General features: G+C 58.9%; 18 protein-coding genes. 9 read left to right on the top strand and 9 right to left on the bottom strand.

The window, feature by feature from the left end:
* Positions 1-1,611 carry an FAD-dependent oxidoreductase gene (locus ACR0MI_RS13425; RefSeq protein ID WP_170616037.1) on the bottom strand — a complete coding sequence of 537 codons (1,611 nt, stop codon included), beginning with the start codon at positions 1,609-1,611 and terminating at the stop codon, positions 1-3.
* Between the two features lie 134 nt (positions 1,612-1,745).
* Positions 1,746-2,696, bottom strand: coding sequence for an MBL fold metallo-hydrolase (locus ACR0MI_RS13420; protein ID WP_170616039.1), 951 nt, complete (start codon positions 2,694-2,696; stop codon positions 1,746-1,748).
* Between the two features lie 307 nt (positions 2,697-3,003).
* Here ACR0MI_RS13420 and ACR0MI_RS13415 point away from each other — a divergent pair, with 307 nt between their 5' ends.
* Positions 3,004-3,804 carry an IclR family transcriptional regulator gene (locus ACR0MI_RS13415; protein ID WP_170616041.1) on the top strand — a complete coding sequence of 267 codons (801 nt, stop codon included), beginning with the start codon at positions 3,004-3,006 and terminating at the stop codon, positions 3,802-3,804.
* A gap of 99 nt (positions 3,805-3,903) precedes the next feature.
* Here the strand turns inward: ACR0MI_RS13415 and ACR0MI_RS13410 are convergent, their stop codons facing one another.
* Positions 3,904-4,866 carry an L-malyl-CoA/beta-methylmalyl-CoA lyase gene (locus ACR0MI_RS13410; protein WP_170616043.1) on the bottom strand — a complete coding sequence of 321 codons (963 nt, stop codon included), beginning with the start codon at positions 4,864-4,866 and terminating at the stop codon, positions 3,904-3,906.
* 295 nt (positions 4,867-5,161) lie between these two features.
* Here ACR0MI_RS13410 and dgcN point away from each other — a divergent pair, with 295 nt between their 5' ends.
* The 3 genes from dgcN (at position 5,162) to ACR0MI_RS13395 (ending at position 8,076) form a co-directional block, all read left to right on the top strand.
* Positions 5,162-6,163 (top strand): N-acetyltransferase DgcN, encoded by a 1,002-nt coding sequence (gene dgcN / locus ACR0MI_RS13405; protein ID WP_170616045.1) that lies wholly within the window; start codon positions 5,162-5,164, stop codon positions 6,161-6,163.
* A gap of 76 nt (positions 6,164-6,239) precedes the next feature.
* The gene (gene dgcA / locus ACR0MI_RS13400; protein WP_170616047.1) at positions 6,240-7,205 is read left to right on the top strand and encodes an N-acetyl-D-Glu racemase DgcA; all 966 of its coding nucleotides are present in this window, start codon (positions 6,240-6,242) and stop codon (positions 7,203-7,205) included.
* Positions 7,206-7,215: 10 nt separating this feature from the next.
* Positions 7,216-8,076 carry a D-amino-acid transaminase gene (locus ACR0MI_RS13395; RefSeq protein ID WP_170616049.1) on the top strand — a complete coding sequence of 287 codons (861 nt, stop codon included), beginning with the start codon at positions 7,216-7,218 and terminating at the stop codon, positions 8,074-8,076.
* A gap of 40 nt (positions 8,077-8,116) precedes the next feature.
* Here ACR0MI_RS13395 and ACR0MI_RS13390 read toward each other — a convergent pair whose 3' ends face one another.
* The 3 genes from ACR0MI_RS13390 to ACR0MI_RS13380 all read right to left on the bottom strand — a co-directional run bounded on the left by ACR0MI_RS13390 (position 8,117) and on the right by ACR0MI_RS13380 (position 9,609).
* Complete coding sequence (locus tag ACR0MI_RS13390; protein WP_170616051.1) at positions 8,117-8,431, bottom strand: DUF1244 domain-containing protein; 315 nt, start codon at positions 8,429-8,431, stop codon at positions 8,117-8,119.
* 113 nt (positions 8,432-8,544) lie between these two features.
* Complete coding sequence (locus tag ACR0MI_RS13385) at positions 8,545-8,784, bottom strand: DUF6868 family protein (protein WP_170616053.1); 240 nt, start codon at positions 8,782-8,784, stop codon at positions 8,545-8,547.
* Positions 8,785-8,871: 87 nt separating this feature from the next.
* A complete protein-coding gene (locus tag ACR0MI_RS13380; RefSeq protein ID WP_170616055.1) occupies positions 8,872-9,609 on the bottom strand; it encodes an N-formylglutamate amidohydrolase in 738 nt (245 codons plus the stop codon).
* A gap of 118 nt (positions 9,610-9,727) precedes the next feature.
* On the opposite strand from ACR0MI_RS13380, the gene pyk reads away from it, so the two are divergent.
* From pyk to ACR0MI_RS13360, 4 genes are all read left to right on the top strand, one after another.
* Positions 9,728-11,173 carry a pyruvate kinase gene (gene pyk / locus ACR0MI_RS13375; protein ID WP_170616057.1) on the top strand — a complete coding sequence of 482 codons (1,446 nt, stop codon included), beginning with the start codon at positions 9,728-9,730 and terminating at the stop codon, positions 11,171-11,173.
* 182 nt (positions 11,174-11,355) lie between these two features.
* Positions 11,356-11,556 (top strand): 50S ribosomal protein L35, encoded by a 201-nt coding sequence (gene rpmI / locus ACR0MI_RS13370; protein ID WP_088632295.1) that lies wholly within the window; start codon positions 11,356-11,358, stop codon positions 11,554-11,556.
* A gap of 14 nt (positions 11,557-11,570) precedes the next feature.
* On the top strand, positions 11,571-11,936 hold the full coding sequence (gene rplT / locus ACR0MI_RS13365) for a 50S ribosomal protein L20 (RefSeq protein WP_152457001.1): 366 nt from the start codon (positions 11,571-11,573) through the stop codon (positions 11,934-11,936).
* Between the two features lie 153 nt (positions 11,937-12,089).
* Positions 12,090-12,605 carry a GNAT family N-acetyltransferase gene (locus ACR0MI_RS13360; protein ID WP_170816066.1) on the top strand — a complete coding sequence of 172 codons (516 nt, stop codon included), beginning with the start codon at positions 12,090-12,092 and terminating at the stop codon, positions 12,603-12,605.
* Positions 12,606-12,705: 100 nt separating this feature from the next.
* Here the strand turns inward: ACR0MI_RS13360 and ACR0MI_RS13355 are convergent, their stop codons facing one another.
* Positions 12,706-14,097, bottom strand: coding sequence for an aminotransferase family protein (locus ACR0MI_RS13355; protein WP_170616061.1), 1,392 nt, complete (start codon positions 14,095-14,097; stop codon positions 12,706-12,708).
* A 215-nt stretch (positions 14,098-14,312) separates the two neighbouring features.
* Between ACR0MI_RS13355 and ACR0MI_RS13350 the strand changes: the two genes are divergently transcribed.
* A complete protein-coding gene (locus ACR0MI_RS13350) occupies positions 14,313-15,941 on the top strand; it encodes an acyl-CoA synthetase (protein ID WP_170817227.1) in 1,629 nt (542 codons plus the stop codon).
* Here the strand turns inward: ACR0MI_RS13350 and ACR0MI_RS13345 are convergent.
* Positions 15,938-16,279 (bottom strand): DOPA 4,5-dioxygenase family protein, encoded by a 342-nt coding sequence (locus tag ACR0MI_RS13345; protein ID WP_170806855.1) that lies wholly within the window; start codon positions 16,277-16,279, stop codon positions 15,938-15,940. The genes ACR0MI_RS13350 and ACR0MI_RS13345 overlap by 4 nt on opposite strands.
* A 92-nt stretch (positions 16,280-16,371) precedes the next feature.
* Complete coding sequence (gene maiA, locus ACR0MI_RS13340) at positions 16,372-17,010, bottom strand: maleylacetoacetate isomerase (RefSeq protein WP_170817226.1); 639 nt, start codon at positions 17,008-17,010, stop codon at positions 16,372-16,374.
* Positions 17,011-17,184: the final 174 nt, after the last annotated feature.

Raw genomic sequence — 17,184 nt, 5'->3', positions numbered from 1 at the left:
TTACTCCTTACTTGTGGCGCGGCGGACCGCATGCCGGAATGCGTTTTCTTCGTAGGTGTCGCGTCGCGCCGCCACATGCTGATCCGGTCGGATCAGATAGACCCCCTGCGGCGCATCACCCAGATAGCGGCGTTTCAGGGCCATTGTCCGGTCGTCCTTGATCGACAGGGCCAGGCGCGAAACCGTGATGCCGTCCACCTCGATCTCATCCGGGGCATCGGCATCAATGGTCATCAGGGTGAACTTCCCGGCCAGTTTCGGCAGCAGGAAGCCGTCCCCCAATGGCGCATCTGGGCAGGGCGAGCCCGGACGGGTCGAAGCCGGCCCGTTCAGCGCATCCGCCGAATTCAGGGGCGAGCCATCATAGGTGCAGGGAACGCTCAACCGACCGGAGTTCACCATCGGACGGGCGAATTCATAATGTTCGCTCAGATCCAGCACCGCGTCGCGCATGATGCGGGACATCTGGGATTTCGGTGTGATGAAATCCGTGGACCTGGTCGAGTTCAGGATATTCTCATCCGCCCCGTGGATACGTTCGATATCATAGCTGTCCAGAAGCGTTTCCGGGGCCAGACCGTCGATCACCAGCTTCAGTTTCCAGCACAGGTTGTCCGTGTCCTGCAGGCCCGAGTTGGCACCGCGCGCGCCAAACGGGCTGACCTGATGCGCGCTGTCGCCGGCAAAGATCACCCGGTCATGGCGGAACTGTTCCATCCTGCGGCACTGGAAGGTGTAGATGCTGACCCACTCCAACTCGAACTCGACATCCTCGCCCAGCATAGCCTTGAGACGCGGGATAACGTTTTCGGGGCGCTTCTCGCGCTCTTTGTCGATGTCCCAGCCCAGTTGCAGGTCGATGCGCCAGACGCCGTCCGGTTGTTTGTGCAGCAACGCGGATTGCCCCTTGTTGAAGGGCGGATCGAACCAGAACCAGCGCTCGGACGGGAAGTCGGCCTCCATGATCACGTCGGCAATCAGGAAGTTGTCCTCGAACACACGACCAACAAAGTCCTTGCCCAACATAGCCCGCATCGGCGATCCGGCCCCGTCACAGGCAATCACCCAATCTGCTTCGATGGTGTAGGACCCTTCTGGCGTTTCGACTTCAAGCCTTACGTGATCCGGATGCGTGCCAACCGCTTCGACCTTGTTCCGGCCCCGGATCTGGATCGGTGCGCCCTGCGCCTGCAACTCGCGAACCCGCTCGACCAGAAACTGCTCGAAGTAATATTGCTGAAGATTGATGAAAGCCGGGCGCTGATGCCCGTCCTCGGGCAGCAGATCGAAGTTGTAGACCTGCCGGTCATCGAAGAACACCTTGCCCTTGTTCCAGACGACGCCCTTGTCGACCATCGCCTGGCCGCATCCCAGCCGGTCGAGGATTTCCAGCGGACGCTTGGCGAAACAGATGGCCCGGCTGCCAAAGCTGACCTTGTCATTGTCATCCAGCACGACAACCTCGACCCCTTGCTGTGCAAGATCGATGGCAGCGGCCAACCCGACCGGGCCCGCGCCGACAACAATGACCTTGTGACGCACCGGTGTCGGCGCGGTCTGATCCGGGCTGGGCTCGTATGCATAAAGAGGGTCTTCGAAAATCTTGTTCACAGGCTCTCTCCCCAGGTGTTGCGCAACAGGGCGCAGAAATTCGAACCCTGGCGCGCAGGCGCCAGAGCGTCAGGTCAATAGTTTCACCGTCTGATTCGGGTCGCCACGATCTGAATCAAACCGGCCCCAATTCGTCAGCCTTGCAGGGCTTCCCACATTTCAAGATCGCGCTGGGCGGTCCAGATGCGGGGATGGGCGATACCGCGGGCTTCGTCATAGGCGCGGGCGACGTTGAAGGGCAGGCAGTGTTCATAGATCGCGTAATCGGAAAATTTCGGGTCGCATTCGGCGCGCACGGCATCCCATGCCTCTTTCAGCGATCCGCCGCGGGCAGCAATCCTGCGAACAGGCCGGTAGGTGCTGTCTACAAAGTCGCGGGTGTTTTCGATGGCCTTTTCCACCATCTCCTTTCCAACCAGCGCATCGCCGCGCCCCGGTGCGATGGCGTCCACGTCATAGGCCTTGATGTTGTCCAGGGTCTGACCCCAGTCGGCGAAATGCCCGTCGCCGCAATAGCAGGCCGAGTGATATTCGACGATATCGCCGGTGAACATCACGTTCTGATCCGGCACGTGAATGATGGCGTCGCCTGCCGTATGGGCGCGGCCGATCTGTTTGATGTCGACGCGGCGTTTGCCCAGAAACACGGTCATGCTGTCCGAGAAGGTCGTTGTCGGGAAGGTCAGGCCCGGAATGCTCTCATGTCCTTCGAACAGGCGCGGAAAGCGTTGAAATTCACTGTCCCAATCTTCCTGCCCGCGTTCCAGAACCATGTTGTAGGCTGCGTTCGACATGATCACCTGCCCGGCGTCAAAGGCGCTGGCACCCAGAACGCGCACGGCGTGATAATGCGTCAGCACCACGTGGCTGATCGGCTTGTCAGTAATGGATCGGACACATTCGATCACCTTGTTTGCCAGACGCGGTGTGGCCTGTGCCTCGACGATCATCACGCTGTCATCGCCGACGATGACGCCGGAATTCGGGTCCCCTTCGGCGGTAAAAGCGTACAGTCCGTCGCCGATTTCATCGAAGGTGATTTTCTTTTCGCTCAGATCGCCCTGCGAGGCGAATGCCTTGGCCATTTCCTGTTCCTTTGACGTTCTGTCATCCGCACAGCAATAACCGCAGCGCGGCGGGTAGGTCCCATAAGTTTCGATCCGGGCGGTCAGCCTGTGCTGCCTTCGCCCTGACATGCGAATACGCCAACGACGGGTTCTGCCGCCTTGATCTGACACAGACCGACACGTCCGCTGACGTCTATTTGCTTCTTCTTGCGCTGCGCGTCAATTCAAATATTGAGCCGATGGATCAAATATTGCTTTGACCTTCTGCTCTGTCAAGCTATTCATGCATGGGGTAAGGATCATCAGGTCTGGTTTGCGAGGTGACATGGCGGAAGGCCCATCAACAGTACATAAGGCGCTGTCCCTGCTGGAGTTTTTTGATGAAAGACGCCACCGTATCGGCCTGAGCGAGCTTTCGAAATTGTCCGGTTACAACAAAGCGACGACGATGCGGTTTTTAGCCGCGCTGGAATCCAAGGGCTTTGTCGAACAGGACGAGGAAACACGTTTGTTCAATCTGGGCCCCGCGTTTCTGCGGTTTTCCCAATTGCGCGAGGCCAGTTTTCCGCTTGTCGATGCGGTAAAGATCGTGTTGCGGGATCTGAATGCGATCACGGGCGAAACGGCGCATGCGTCGCGCATCGCGGGCCAAACGCTGGCCAATATTGCCACGATCGAAAGCAAAAGCATGAACCGGGTTATCATAGGATCAGGCGAGTCGCTGCCGTTGCACGCGACGGCCTCGGGGCTGGCCTATCTGGCTTTCGCGGCCCCTGCCTTTGTCGAGCCGTTTATTGAAGGGGGCGCCTTGCAGTCGCATACGACGCAAACCCAAACCGATGCGGCTGTAATCCGGCAGCAACTGGATCAGATCCGTCAGACAGGCCTTTCGATTTCAAGCGGCACGTTTGAGGAAGGTGTGATCGGGATAGCGGCCCCGTATTTTGGCCCCAGCAACAAGGTGTGCGGGGCCGTGGCCGTGGCTCTGCCCGCCGTTCGGGCGACCGAGGCGCATCAGAGCATCATCGAGGAAAATGTCAGGAAGGCCGCCAAGCGCCTGACATTGTTGCGCGGCGGCCGGTATCCCGAGGCGATAGACAACGGAGCGGTATCCGACAACGGGTAGGCGGGCGCGTGGTCCGAAGGCTTGGCGAGGGAGCAAAAAATGCACCTCCTTTGATGGGAGGTGCATTATCAAAAGACTACATCGAAAAAGAGATGGCGTTCAGCCGTTCGCGGCGATCAGTTCGGACTGTGCGACGATAACTTCGGCCTGTTTGATTGAGGCGATGTCGACCAGGCGGCCATTGTAGACCGTTGCACCTTCACCATTGGCTTTGGCCTGTTCCATCGCCGCCAGAATCTCACGCGCTTCGGACACAGCTTCGTCTGACGGGGTGAACACCTGGTTGGCCAGAGCGATCTGCTTGGGGTGGATTGCCCATTTGCCGACCATGCCCAATGTGGCCGAACGTTTCGCCTGCGCGATATAGCCTTCGTCATCCGAGAAATCGCCGAACGGCCCGTCCACCGGCAGAATCCCATGGGTCCGGCAGGCGGCGACGATGGCGGCTTGTGCCCAGTGCCACGGGTCGGACCAGTGCTTTTCGCCCTCGCGCAGCATGTAGTAGTTTTCCTGCGTTCCGCCGATGCCGGTTGTCTGCATGCCCATTGAGGCTGCAAAATCAGCAGCACCAAGACTCATCGCCTGCAAACGAGGAGAGGACGCGGCAATGGCCTCGACATGCGCGATACCGGCAGCGGATTCGATGATGACTTCGAAACTGATCGGCTTGGTGCGCCCTTTGGCCCGTTCGATGGCGGTGACAAGGGCATCCACGGCATAGACGTCCTCGGCGCAGCCCACTTTGGGGATCATGATCTGATCCAGGCGGTCCCCGGCCTGTTCCAGCACGTCCACGACATCACGATACCAATAGGGTGTATCCAGCCCGTTGATCCGCACGGACATGTATTTGGAACCCCATTCGACGATGTTCAGCGCCTCGATCACGTTGGCACGGGCTGCATCCTTGTCGGACGGGGCAACCGAGTCCTCAAGATCCAGATTGATGACATCCGCAGACGAAGCGGCCATTTTCGGGAACAGCTTGGTGTTCGATCCCGGCCCGAACAATTGGCAGCGGTTCGGGCGTGCAGGGGCGGCGGGTTGGATGCGAAAGCTCATCGGGACCTCGTGCGAGAAAGGAAATTGCGGTATTCTTGCTCAATGAGGTATTAAATTGCGCGGTCAGGCGCAAGCACCTTTGTGCAGCTGCGGCAATGCTGTTGCAGCATTCGCCGAAAATCGGTGCGTTGACGGTGACTAAAGTTTAATCAGTTTGAAAACTTGCAAGATTGTCCCGAAATTCTGCGGGTTAATGCAAGATAATCCTATTGCGTGGGGTGCGTCCGGGCGAAAATGCGAAACGCTCGTTTGCTGCGTTCTTTAGCCTGCGCCGGAATCAAAGGAGTGCATGGCGATGATCGAAACACCGTATCTGCTGTTTTTGGGCGATGCGCCCGACCAATTGGCGGCCAAAGTGGCTGTTGGCATCAAGGACTGGCGACCGGAGAATGCCGTGGGCCAGTATCGGATGGAAGGCTGCAAGGCCGATCTGGGTCTGACCGACATGTCGCTGGTCGAAGCGCGTGAGGCTGGTGCCAAGACACTTGTGATCGGGGTCGCAAACCGTGGCGGTGTGATCAGCCAGGAATGGAAAAAAGTTCTGGTCATGGCGTTGGAGGAAGGGTTTGACCTGGCTTCGGGTCTGCACAACCTGTTGCGGGATGAGCCCGATCTGGTTGCCGTGGCAGAAGCCACCGGGCGCACGCTGCATGATGTCCGGGTGCCCGAGGTGGACTACCCGATTGCCAACGGCATCAAGCGCAAGGGCAAGCGCTGCTTGGCCGTGGGGACGGATTGTTCGGTGGGCAAAATGTACACGGCGATGGCGATGGATGCTGAAATGCGCAAGCGCGGCATGAAATCCACCTTCCGCGCAACCGGTCAGACAGGGATCCTCATCACTGGTGACGGTGTGCCGCTGGACGCCGTCATTGCGGATTTCATGGCGGGCTCTGTCGAATGGCTGACACCTGACAATGACGAGGATCACTGGGACCTGATCGAAGGGCAGGGATCCTTGTTCCACGTGTCCTATTCGGGTGTGACCATGGCCTTGATCCACGGCGGCCAGCCTGACGCGCTGATCCTGAGCCATGAACCGACGCGCGAGCATATGCGCGGCTTGCCGACTTACCAGCTGCCGAGTCTGGAAGACCTGCGCGACACGGCGCTGGCACTTGCGAAAGTGGCGAACCCAGACTGTCAGGTTGTAGGCGTATCGGTCAACACTCAGCACATGTCCGAGGAAGATGCGACCGCTTATCTGGCCAGAATCGAAGCCGACATGGGCCTGCCGGCAACGGACCCGTTCCGATTTGGGTCGGGCAAGCTGGTGGACGCGCTGGCTGCGTTGTGATCTGAACGTTTCGCCGGCGGCAGCCGCTGTTCTGCCTCCGGCGGGAGTATTTGGAAAAAGATGAAGGAGCGTGTTCGTGCAGATTGAAGTTTCTCGCGATGTGTTTCGGCTGGCGCAGGTCTTCACCATCTCGCGCGGGTCGCGAACCGAGGCGAGGGTGCTGACGGTTCGGATTTCAGACGGGACGCATCAGGGGTGGGGCGAATGCGTGCCATATGCCCGGTATGGCGAAACGCTGGATTCGGTTGAGGCCGAGATCGCGGGTTTGCCTGCGAATATTTCCCGGGAGGCGCTGACTGGTTTGCTGCCCGCTGGTGCCGCGCGGAATGCGGTTGATTGCGCGCTTTGGGATCTGGAGGCAAAACGCGCGGGCAAGCGTGTGTGGGAAATGGCCGGTTTGCCGATTCCGGGACCTGAAATCACGGCATACACGCTGTCGCTGGACACGCCTGAGGCGATGCGAAAGCAGGCGGCCGAAAACGCGAACCGGCCGCTGTTGAAGATCAAGCTGGGAACTCCGGACGACATGCCGCGGCTTGAAGCCGTTCGCGCTGGCGCGCCTGACGCAAAAATCATCGTGGACGCCAACGAAGGGTGGTCTGCAGAGGTATATGCTGATCTTGCCCCGCATCTGGTGCGTCTGGGTGTGGCGCTGGTCGAACAGCCGTTGCCTGCAAGTGATGATGAGGCGCTGATCGGGATGGACCGCCCGGTGCCTGTGTGCGCGGATGAATCCTGTCATGACCGGGCCAGTCTGTCTGCGCTGAAGGGCAAATATGACGTGGTCAACATCAAGCTCGACAAAACCGGAGGTCTGACAGAGGCGCTGGCGTTGCGCGAACACGCACTGGCCGAAGGTTATCGCGTTATGGTTGGCTGCATGGTCGGCAGTTCGCTGGCGATGGCGCCTGCGACATTGCTGGCGCAGGGTGCGATGGTAACAGACCTTGACGGTCCGCTTCTGTTGGCTGAAGACCGCGACAACCCGCTGATTTTTGATGACGCGGGAGTGCACCCGCCCGTGGCGGCACTTTGGGGCTGAGGAGACATACATGACCCGTACCGTTTACGTGAATGGCGAGTACCTGCCGGAGACCGAGGCCAAGGTATCCATTTTTGACCGAGGCTTTCTGTTTGCAGACGCCGTTTACGAAGTCACCAGCGTTCTGGACGGCAAGCTGATTGATTTCGAAGGTCATGCCGTGCGCCTCAAACGTTCGTTGGACGAGTTGGAGATGGCCGAGCCCTGCACCAAGGAAGAACTGCTTGATATCCACCGAAAGCTGGTGGAGCTGAATGGCATTGATGAGGGTCTGATTTACCTTCAGGTGAGCCGCGGATCGGACGGCGACCGGGACTTTGTGTTCCCCTCTGCGGATACCAAACCCAGCATTGTTCTGTTCACTCAGAACAAGCCGGGTCTGGCCGACAGCCCGGCCGCCAAAAAGGGTGCCAAGATCATTTCGATCGAGGATATCCGCTGGGGCCGTCGCGACATCAAGACCGTGCAGTTGCTGTATCCGTCGATGGGCAAGATGATGGCCAAGAAAGCGGGCTGTGACGATGCGTGGCTGGTCGAGGACGGCTATGTGACCGAAGGCACCAGCAACAACGCCTATTTCGTCAGGAACGGCAAGATCGTCACCCGTCCGCTGTCCAACGACATTCTGCACGGCATTACCCGCAAGGCCGTGCTGCGCATGGCGGCAGAAGCGCAGATGGAAATCGAAGAGCGGCTGTTCACCATCGACGAAGCCAAAGAGGCGGATGAAGCCTTCACGACTTCGGCCAGTGCATTTGTCATGCCCGTCGTCGAGATTGACGGTGTGGCGCTTGGCGACGGAACGCCGGGTCCGATTGCCAAGCGTTTGCGCGAGATCTATCTGGACGAAAGCCGCAAGACCGCGATCTAAAGAAAAAGCCCGCTGCATTGGCGGGCCTTTTTTTCAGGCGTCAGCCTTTCTTGGTGACATTCTCTTCGAAGGCGACCTTGAAGGCGGCTTGCTTCTCGGGGCTGGCTTCGGTCTGGAAGTTGGCTTTCCACTCATCCATGGTCATGCCGTAAAAAACTTCGCGGGCTTCTTTCTTGCCCATCTCGATGCCCTTTTCATTGGCCGCTTCTTGATACCAACGCGACAGGCAGTTGCGGCAGAATCCGGCAAGGTTCATCATGTCGATGTTCTGCACATCGGTGCGGTCTTCCATCAGGTGCTTCTGCAACCGGCGGAAGGCCGCGGCCTGAAGTTCGATTTCGGTTTGCTTGTCCATGAGATGGCTCCGAGTGATTGCCTTGTGTTCCGAGCCTGACCTAACAATCCGACGGCTTTGTTACAACAAACAGGAAGGGCCCAACGGACCCCTCCCAGCCTTTGAAATCGAATTCATGCCAGTTTCAGTGCCAGCCAGGGCATCAGGCAGAATACGATTGTCAGGATCTTGTAGTTGGCGAGATACCTGAAATATGCCCTTTTCACGTCGGCGCGTTCCATCTGGAACATCCGGCCGTGAATCCCCGCGATCCAGTCCTGAAGGACTATGATCATCAATGTGGTAAAGCCCAAAAGGGCGATGTTCAGGACCGTCATCCAGCCGAAGACGGTCGTCAGGGTTTCCTGAGTCATGGTCGTCTCCTTTCCCGAAATATATGGGGTTCGCGGGGTATGCTCACAATAACGTGAGGTCGGGAAACGGCCCGAGGTGACCCGACGTCACAGGTCGCTGTCTTCCAAGGCGCTTTGCAAGATCGGGGCCAGACGTTCGGCCCATTCACGCTGTCCGGCATGGTCTGCGATCAGGTCATTGCGCAGTTCGATCAGCGCGTTCGGGCGACCGAAGTTGGTGCAGTGCTTATCGATCGCATCGCCGGGAAGAACCCCGGTATAGGGTTCGTTAACGCCAACACACAAATCGCCCCCTGCCTCAAGCCGGTTGATCAGCGGACGTGAGAAACGTTCATCCGGCGTGTGCAGGATTCCGATATGCCAGGGGCGCGGTTCGCGGCCCCGCAACTGACGCGTAAACGAATGCATCGACACGATCACCGCGTGCGGCAGGGCCGCCAACTGCGCCAGCGCCTCGTGATAGGGGCGGTAGCACATGTTCAGGCGGCGTTCCTTTTCGACCGCGTCCGCGTGGCGGTTGCCGGGGATGATCGAACCGTCATAGAGCTTCATCAGTAGCGTCGGGTCGTCCTCGCCACGGTTCGGGTCGATCACCAGACGCGAGAAATTGGCGGCGATCACCGGAGCGTTGAGAATTTCGCCCAGATGTTTCGACACCTCGTAGGCACCTACGTCATAGGCGATGTGACGCTCCATATCCTCGCGCGGCAGGCCGAGGTCTCCGCCGTTGATTTCGGGCGGTACAGTGTTGGCTGCATGGTCGCAGGTGATCAGCCAGCGGGACGGGCGATCCTCGCCGTGAATGAAAAACGGAGTGTACGTCATGAGCCTGTCATCAAGTTTGTCGCAGGTGTAGGGCAGTTGCTTCGGAAAGGGAATTGCGCAATAAGCACATCCAAGCACTGTTTGCGGTAACATTGAGTCATCGAGGAGAGCAAGACCGATGCGACGCCTGAGAAATGTGAAAATCGTGGCGACGCTGGGGCCGGCGTCCAACGACTATGACACCATTCGCGCCCTGCACGAAGCCGGAGCGGATGTCTTCCGCCTGAACATGAGCCACGGCAGCCATGACGAAATCCGCGAACGGCACCGGATCATCCGGCAGGTGGAAAAGGATCTGGAAAGCCCGATCGCGATTCTGGCCGATCTTCAGGGCCCGAAGCTGCGGGTCGGTGTTTTCGGCAATGGCGAAGAGGAATTGCAGGAAGGGGCCGCGTTCCGGTTGGACCTGGATCCGGCGCCTGGTGACGCTGAGCGTGTCTGCCTGCCGCATCCCGAGATTTTCGCCGCACTGGAACCCGGTGCGCGCCTGTTGGTCAACGATGGCAAAATTCGCCTGATCGTTGCCGATTGCGGTCAGGATTTCGCCAATTGCACGGTCGAGGTCGGCGGTACGATCTCGAACCGCAAGGGGGTGAACGTGCCGGACGTGGTGCTTCCACTGGCGGCCCTTTCGGCCAAGGACCGTGACGATCTGGAATTTGTCTGCCAACTGGGCGTGGACTGGCTGGCGCTCAGCTTCGTGCAGCGGGCACGGGACGTTTATGAGGCGCGCACGCTGGCCGATGGCCGTGCCGCGATCCTGTCCAAGATCGAAAAGCCCGCCGCTGTCGAGGCATTCGAGGACATTCTTGATGCGTCTGATGGGATCATGGTCGCACGCGGCGATCTGGGCGTTGAATTGCCGGTGTCGGCTGTGCCCCCGATCCAGAAACGACTGGTACGCAGATGCCGGGCCGCGGCCAAGCCGGTGATTGTGGCCACGCAGATGCTGGAAAGCATGATCGAAAGCCCGATGCCGACGCGCGCCGAAGTTTCGGACGTGGCCACGGCGATCTATGAGGGTACCGATGCCATCATGCTCAGCGCGGAATCCGCTGCCGGGGATTACCCCGTCGAGGCGGTTCAGACCATGAACAAGGTTGCCATCGAGGTCGAGGCCGACCCGACTTACACGCAGATCATCGCGGCCTCGCGTTCGGCCAAGGGGACGACGATCGCCGATGGTATCGTTGCCGCCGCCCGCGAGATTGCTGAAAAGACGGATATCAAGGCCATCTGCTGCTTTACCCAAAGCGGCACAACAGCCTTGCTGACCGCCCGTGAGCGCCCCGGTGTTCCGATCATCGCCATGACGCCGGCCCGAGGCACGGCACGGCGCCTGTGCCTGAGCTGGGGCTGCCATTGTGTCATGACGCCCGAGCTTGAGCGGTTCAAAGGTGCGGTGGTCAACGCGGCCCGTGCTGCCCGCGCCGGTGGGTTTGCGTCCGAGTCCGATCAGATCGTGGTTACCGCAGGGGTGCCGTTCAACGTGCCGGGCACCACCAATATCCTGCGCATTGCCCCTTGTGACGAACGGCTGATCTACAACACTGACCCCGGTTGAAGACATAACGATGCCCCGGCATGTCGCCGGGGTGCCTGAGCCGGGCCGGAAAAGCGAAGATTCTGGTCGAAACCCCCTTGCCAGTATGGCGGAACTTGCGTAAACGGCGCTTCTGATCGCGTGACCGGCCGAGATGGCATGCCGAGTCGCGTTTGAAACCGAACCCGGAAAAGGAGACGGAAATGCCTAAGATGAAGACAAAAGCGAGCGCCAAGAAGCGCTTCAAGGTGACTGCGACCGGTAAGGTCCTTGCTGGCCAGGCCGGCAAACGGCACGGCATGATCAAGCGGACCAAGAAATTCATCCGCGACGCCCGTGGCAACACCACCCTGTCCGCCCCCGACGCCAAGATCGTCAAGGGCTACATGCCCTACGACCGCTAAGAGGAGATTAAGAGATGTCCCGCGTTAAAGGTGGAACCGTAACTCACGCCCGTCACAAGAAGGTTATCAAGGCCGCCAAAGGTTACTATGGCCGCCGCAAGAGCACCTTCAAGGTTGCCCGTCAGGCCGTCGACAAGGCCAACCAGTACGCAACCCGCGACCGTAAGAACCGCAAGCGCAACTTCCGCGCGCTGTGGATCCAGCGTATCAACGCTGCTGTCCGTTCGCATGACGAAGCACTGACATATTCCCGCTTCATCAACGGCCTGAACCTGGCCGGTATCGAAGTGGACCGCAAAGTTCTGGCCGACCTGGCCGTGCACGAACCGGAAGCGTTCGGCGCGATCGTAGCCAAAGCTCAGGCTGCTCTGACTGCCTGATCCTCTGAAAAGAGACAGTGAATAAAGGGCCGTCCCATTGGGGCGGCTTTTTTTCTCGTTGCAGTGCATTTTCGGCATCTCCAGAAAGTAACTCCTTCTGACAGGGAAATTCTTGTCTTATGCTGGGCTGAAGCTGGGGCTCTGGAGGGAGCGATGCTGGAAATTCAGGCTGTCAGAACCCAAACACAAGCAGATGCCGTTTATTCGTTGGCATACGAGTTCACGGACTGGCTGCGCGAACGCTATCCGGAAATGGCGGCAGATATTGATGTTTACCTCAAACACCAGAAGTTTGATGAGCAGATCCGAGATGTGCTGATCCATTTCAGCCCGCCAAAAGGGGAATGCCTGCTTGCCGTCAATAATGGGCAAGCGATCGGAATTCTGATGTTGAAGGATCTCGGAGAGGGGACTTGCGAAATGAACAGGATGTTCGTTCGCGAAACCGCGCGGGGGCTGGGGGTAGGCCGGGCTCTGGTCCAGGAACTCAAACGGCGGGCACGGGAAATGGGCTTCAGAACCATGACGCTGAGCGCCCTGCCGCGCCACCACGAAGCTCTGGCCCTTTATCGGGCGAGCGGGTTCCAGTTAGATGATCGCGCAAGGGATGCTGGAAACTCGGCAAACGCTGTTCTCATGAAAATCAATCTGGATGCGCTTTCCGAATAATGGCTGGCCCTGCGGTTTTTGCTGACAAGAAACCAGATAGTGGTCAAAAAAAACCGGCGCTAAAAGCGCCGGCTCAATTTGCGTATCACCTCAGGTCTGTTTACCCGAACACACGCCCCAGCGCGCCGTCAACGGCGTCGGTGATCTGGTCAATGTCATCTGCCGTTGCGATCAGCGCGGGTGAGAAGCACAACGTGTTGTTGCGGCTGGGGATCGAGCGGTTGGTGGCCCCGATGATGACGCCCTGTGCCATACAGTCGGCCACGACCGCCTGAACTCTTTTCTCGTCCATCGGGTCCTTGGTGGCGCGGTCGGTTACCAGTTCGGCACCCAGGAACAGGCCCTTGCCGCGCACGTCGCCGATAACCTTGTGCTTTTCCATCAGCGCCTGCAGGTTGCCCATCATGCGGTTGCCCATATCGGTGCAGTTGCCCAGCAGGTTCTCGTCTTCGATGATGCGCATGTTCTCGATCGCGGCCGCCGGACCTGCGGTGCAGCCGCCAAAGGTCGAGATGTCGCGGAAGTAGTTCAGCGGATCGGATGCGTCGTCCTTGAACAGGTCAAAGACTTCCTCGGTGGTGACCATCACGGCAATCGCCGCATAGCCCGAGGCAACGCCTTTGGCCATGGTCACGAAGTCCGGCTTGATTCCGTATTGCTGATAGCCGAACCATGTGCCGGTCCGGCCGACGCCGCAGACGACCTCGTCGATATGCAGCAGCACGTCGTACTTCTTGCAGATCTCCTGCACCCTCTGCCAGTATCCCTCGGGGGCTTCGATCACGCCACCACCGGCGGTCACGGGCTCAAGGCACAGCGCGCCAACGGTGTCGGGACCTTCGCGCAGGATCACTTCTTCGATCTGGTTTGCGGCCCATTCACCGAAGTTTTCCTCGGGCGCGCCGTCCAGCTCGTGCTTGCGGTATTCCATGCAGTGCGGAACGCGTACGAAATCAGGCGCAAACGGACCATACTGCGCGGTGCGCTCGTCCTGACCGCCTGCCGACATGGTCGCCAGCGTCGAGCCGTGATAGTCGCGGTCGCGATACAGGATCTTGGTCTTCTTGCCGCCATAGCGCTTATGCGCGATCTGCCGGACCATCTTGAACGCTTTCTCGTTCGCTTCCGAGCCCGAGTTGGTGTAGTAGACGCGGCTCATCCCCGGCATCTTTTCGATCAGGTTTTCAGCAAAGATCGAACCGGGAATCGAACCTGCGGTATTGGCGAAATAGCACAGCTTCATCAGCTGGTCGTACACCGCCTTGCAGATCGATTCGCGGCCATAGCCTACGTTGACCGTCCAGACCCCGCCGGATACGGCATCCAGATGCTCTTTGCCTTTCTGGTCCCAGACGCGCATGCCCTTGCCTTCGACAATGATGCGCGGGTCACTGGTTTCAAAAGGTTTATGCTGCAGCAGATGGTGCCAGATATGGGCGCGGTCGGCTTCGACTACGCGCGAAAGATCGTTTTCGTTGAACGTGCCGTCCATGACATGTCCTTTCCAAAATGCAGTGCCCGGCGGCGAAATCAGCCCTGTCCCGGGAAGTGTTTCCGATGGCCCAGATCACCTTGAAAGGTGCTTTGTAGATAGGGCCAGATCGCATCATCCCGTATCTCCAGAGCATACGCCAGAGTATTTTTACGGATTTGCACAGCCCTGTCTTTGTGGTGAAGTCTACCGGCACGAATTGGGAGGACCAGCGGATGTCAGGCACCAACATCTATACCCGCCATCTGGATAAAAGCGGCGCGAACTACACACCGTTGTCTCCGCTCAGCTTTATCGAAAGGACGGCTCAGGTTTATCCGGATTATCCGTCCGTGGTTTACGGTGATCGCAGGTATACGTGGGAGGAAACCTACTCGCGTTGCCGCCAGCTTGCCGGGGCGCTTGCGGCGCACGGAATCGGGCAGGGGGATACGGTGTCGATCATTGCGGCCAATCTGCCTGAAATGTACGAGGCGCATTTTGGCGTGCCAATGGCAGGGGCAGTGCTGAACGCGATCAACACCCGGCTGGATGCTCCGATCGTTGCGTTCATCCTGAACCATGCCGAAGCCAAGGTTCTGCTGGTGGATCCCGAGTTTTCGGGCGTGGTCAACGAGGCGTTGAAACAGGTCGATCACGAGGTTCTGGTCATCGACATTGAAGACCCAAGTTTTGCCGGTGGCGAAAAGATCGGATCAGTGACCTATGATGATTTTCTGGCCACAGGTGACCCGCATTACAATTGGTCGTTGCCGGCAGATGAATGGGACGCCATCACGCTGAACTATACCTCCGGTACGACCGGAAACCCGAAGGGCGTCGTCTACCACCACAGGGGTGCCGCCCTGAACGCGCAATCGGATATTCTGGACTGGGACATGCCGAAACACTCGGTGTATCTGTGGACCCTGCCGATGTTTCACTGCAACGGGTGGTGTTTTCCTTGGGCCATGGCGGCCAATGCCGGGGTTTCGGTCTGCCTGCGTGCAGTGCGGGATGAGCCGATCTATGCCGCGTTCCGAGAGGAGAAAGTAACCCATTTCTGCGGTGCCCCCATTGTTCTGAACATGCTGGCCAATGCCCCGGACCACCTCAAGGTTTTTGATCATCCCATCAAGGTGATGACCGCCGGTGCGCCGCCGCCCGCCGCCGTCATCGAAAAGATGGAGGCCATGGGCGTTGAAGTGACCCATGTTTACGGGCTGACCGAGACATATGGCCCTTCGGTTGTCTGTGCGTGGAAAGAGAAATGGAATGAGAGGGGCGCGGATGAACGCGCTGCGCTGAAGGTGCGGCAGGGTGTGAAATACACGGCGCTGTCCGGCCTGATGGTCGCGGATCCGGAAACACTGGAACCTGTTCCGGCCGATGGCGAAACCATGGGTGAGATTTTCATGCAGGGCAACGTCGTGATGAAAGGGTACCTGAAAAACCCGGATGCCACGGACAAGGCGTTCCGGGGTGGTTGGTTCGCTTCGGGCGATCTTGGGGTGATGCATCCCGACGGCTATGTCGCGCTGAAGGACCGATCCAAGGACATCATCATTTCGGGGGGCGAAAACATCTCATCCGTCGAGGTTGAGGGGATCCTTTACAAGCATCCCGCCGTGATGGAGGCGGCAGTGGTCGCGCGCCCGGATGACAAGTGGGGCGAAACACCCTGTGCATTTGTCGAACTGAAGCCGGGCAGGGAAGCAACTGAGGCTGAAATTATCACTTTCTGCCGGGACAACATGGCCCATTTCAAAACGCCCAAAACGGTAGTTTTCGGCGCATTGCCCAAGACTTCGACCGGCAAGATACAGAAATTCAAGCTGCGTGATCAGGCGCGAGGGCTTTCTTAGGTCCTGGCGTCATCGAATATTGACAGATCGAGAGGCAGCATCTCTCCCATCCAGATCGCGCGGTCACGGTGATCGCTCAGATGGTCGCCGGTCTCGGGGTGGGTAAATACGGTCAAACCCCTGCGGTTTATCATAAGCCAGGGAATGACCCGGTCGAATGCCTCCGGCGCAAAGCCCAATTGGCAACTCCACCGGGGGTGGGGGCCGACATTGCGCGCATGCATTCGGCCCACCTGAACGGGAAACAGGCGCGCGGCTTCTTCACAGACAAGCCGGGCGGTTTCCTGTGTATCTGCGTCAAAATAGACATGGGCGTGATAGCCGGTAATTTCAGTCATATAGGGCCTCGATCATCATTCATTGGCCAAAGTGTACCGGCTGCACGGCTTCCTAGCCATCCTTGCCAAACACACAGAGACTGTGCGCTGAATCAGGTTGGGGCGTGCGCGTCAGGATGTGCTGCTGCAAACGCCGGGTGTTTGGTGCACGCGGCCTCAACTTGCAGGATTCGGGGCATTCCGCTCAGGTCGACCTGCCAGCGGCGCGCATTGTACATCTGCGGCATCAGGCACAGATCGGCCAGACCGGGCGCGTCTCCGGTGCAATACGGGGATTGATCGAACCCGCCCAGCAGGTCTTCAAACGCCAGCAGACCGGGGCGAATGAAGTGACGCATCCAGTCCCCGGGCATGTCACCGGCCCCGCCGCTCAGCGTGGTGGCATGGCGCGCGACGGAAAGATTGCAGACGGGATGCAGGTCAACGGCAATGGAATGCGCCAGAGCCTGAACTTTGGCACGTTTGCCTGCGTCAGCTGGCAGCAGCCCCAGATTTCGCGTTTGATCCAGATATTCAAGGATTGCCAGAGACTGGGTCAGCCGCAGGCCGTCAATCTCCAGAACAGGAACGAAACCCTGTGGATTCCGGGCCAGGTGGGCTTTGGATTTATGTTCGCCCGCAACCAGATCGACGACTTCCGACCGATAGGGGATGCCAGCCAGATTAAGGGCGATCCGAACCCGGTAGCTGGCCGATGACCGCCAGTAGTCATAAAGAACGACGTTACTCATCCTCGTCTCCGCTGCCAAATCACCCCTGCTCCTTTTTTGCCCATGTGCTGAATTGGTTGAGGCCGTCCCTGACGGAGACCTGTGGGGACCAGTTCAGCAGGCGGCGTGCCTTCGAGATATCGGCCAGAGCATAGCGAATGTCGCCGGCGCGGAAATCGCCGGTGACTTGGACGC

Source organism: Ruegeria sp. D4 (assembly GCF_056534475.1).
The sequence above is the reverse complement of the archived record's forward strand: the minus strand, read 5'-3'. Positions and strand labels throughout refer to the sequence as shown.

Excerpts from the sequence above, each read along its gene's own strand:
- ACR0MI_RS13420 (WP_170616039.1), bottom strand. The coding sequence starts at position 2,696 with ATGGCCAAGGCATTCGCCTCGCAGGGCGATCTGAGCGAAAAGAAAATC.
- ACR0MI_RS13415 (WP_170616041.1), top strand. The coding sequence starts at position 3,004 with ATGGCGGAAGGCCCATCAACAGTACATAAGGCGCTGTCCCTGCTGGAG.
- ACR0MI_RS13410 (WP_170616043.1), bottom strand. The coding sequence starts at position 4,866 with ATGAGCTTTCGCATCCAACCCGCCGCCCCTGCACGCCCGAACCGCTGC.
- dgcN (WP_170616045.1), top strand. The coding sequence starts at position 5,162 with ATGATCGAAACACCGTATCTGCTGTTTTTGGGCGATGCGCCCGACCAA.
- ACR0MI_RS13395 (WP_170616049.1), top strand. The coding sequence starts at position 7,216 with ATGACCCGTACCGTTTACGTGAATGGCGAGTACCTGCCGGAGACCGAG.
- ACR0MI_RS13390 (WP_170616051.1), bottom strand. The coding sequence starts at position 8,431 with ATGGACAAGCAAACCGAAATCGAACTTCAGGCCGCGGCCTTCCGCCGG.
- ACR0MI_RS13385 (WP_170616053.1), bottom strand. The coding sequence starts at position 8,784 with ATGACTCAGGAAACCCTGACGACCGTCTTCGGCTGGATGACGGTCCTG.
- ACR0MI_RS13380 (WP_170616055.1), bottom strand. The coding sequence starts at position 9,609 with ATGACGTACACTCCGTTTTTCATTCACGGCGAGGATCGCCCGTCCCGC.
- pyk (WP_170616057.1), top strand. The coding sequence starts at position 9,728 with ATGCGACGCCTGAGAAATGTGAAAATCGTGGCGACGCTGGGGCCGGCG.
- rpmI (WP_088632295.1), top strand. The coding sequence starts at position 11,356 with ATGCCTAAGATGAAGACAAAAGCGAGCGCCAAGAAGCGCTTCAAGGTG.
- rplT (WP_152457001.1), top strand. The coding sequence starts at position 11,571 with ATGTCCCGCGTTAAAGGTGGAACCGTAACTCACGCCCGTCACAAGAAG.
- ACR0MI_RS13360 (WP_170816066.1), top strand. The coding sequence starts at position 12,090 with ATGCTGGAAATTCAGGCTGTCAGAACCCAAACACAAGCAGATGCCGTT.
- ACR0MI_RS13355 (WP_170616061.1), bottom strand. The coding sequence starts at position 14,097 with ATGGACGGCACGTTCAACGAAAACGATCTTTCGCGCGTAGTCGAAGCC.
- ACR0MI_RS13350 (WP_170817227.1), top strand. The coding sequence starts at position 14,313 with ATGTCAGGCACCAACATCTATACCCGCCATCTGGATAAAAGCGGCGCG.
- ACR0MI_RS13345 (WP_170806855.1), bottom strand. The coding sequence starts at position 16,279 with ATGACTGAAATTACCGGCTATCACGCCCATGTCTATTTTGACGCAGAT.
- maiA (WP_170817226.1), bottom strand. The coding sequence starts at position 17,010 with ATGAGTAACGTCGTTCTTTATGACTACTGGCGGTCATCGGCCAGCTAC.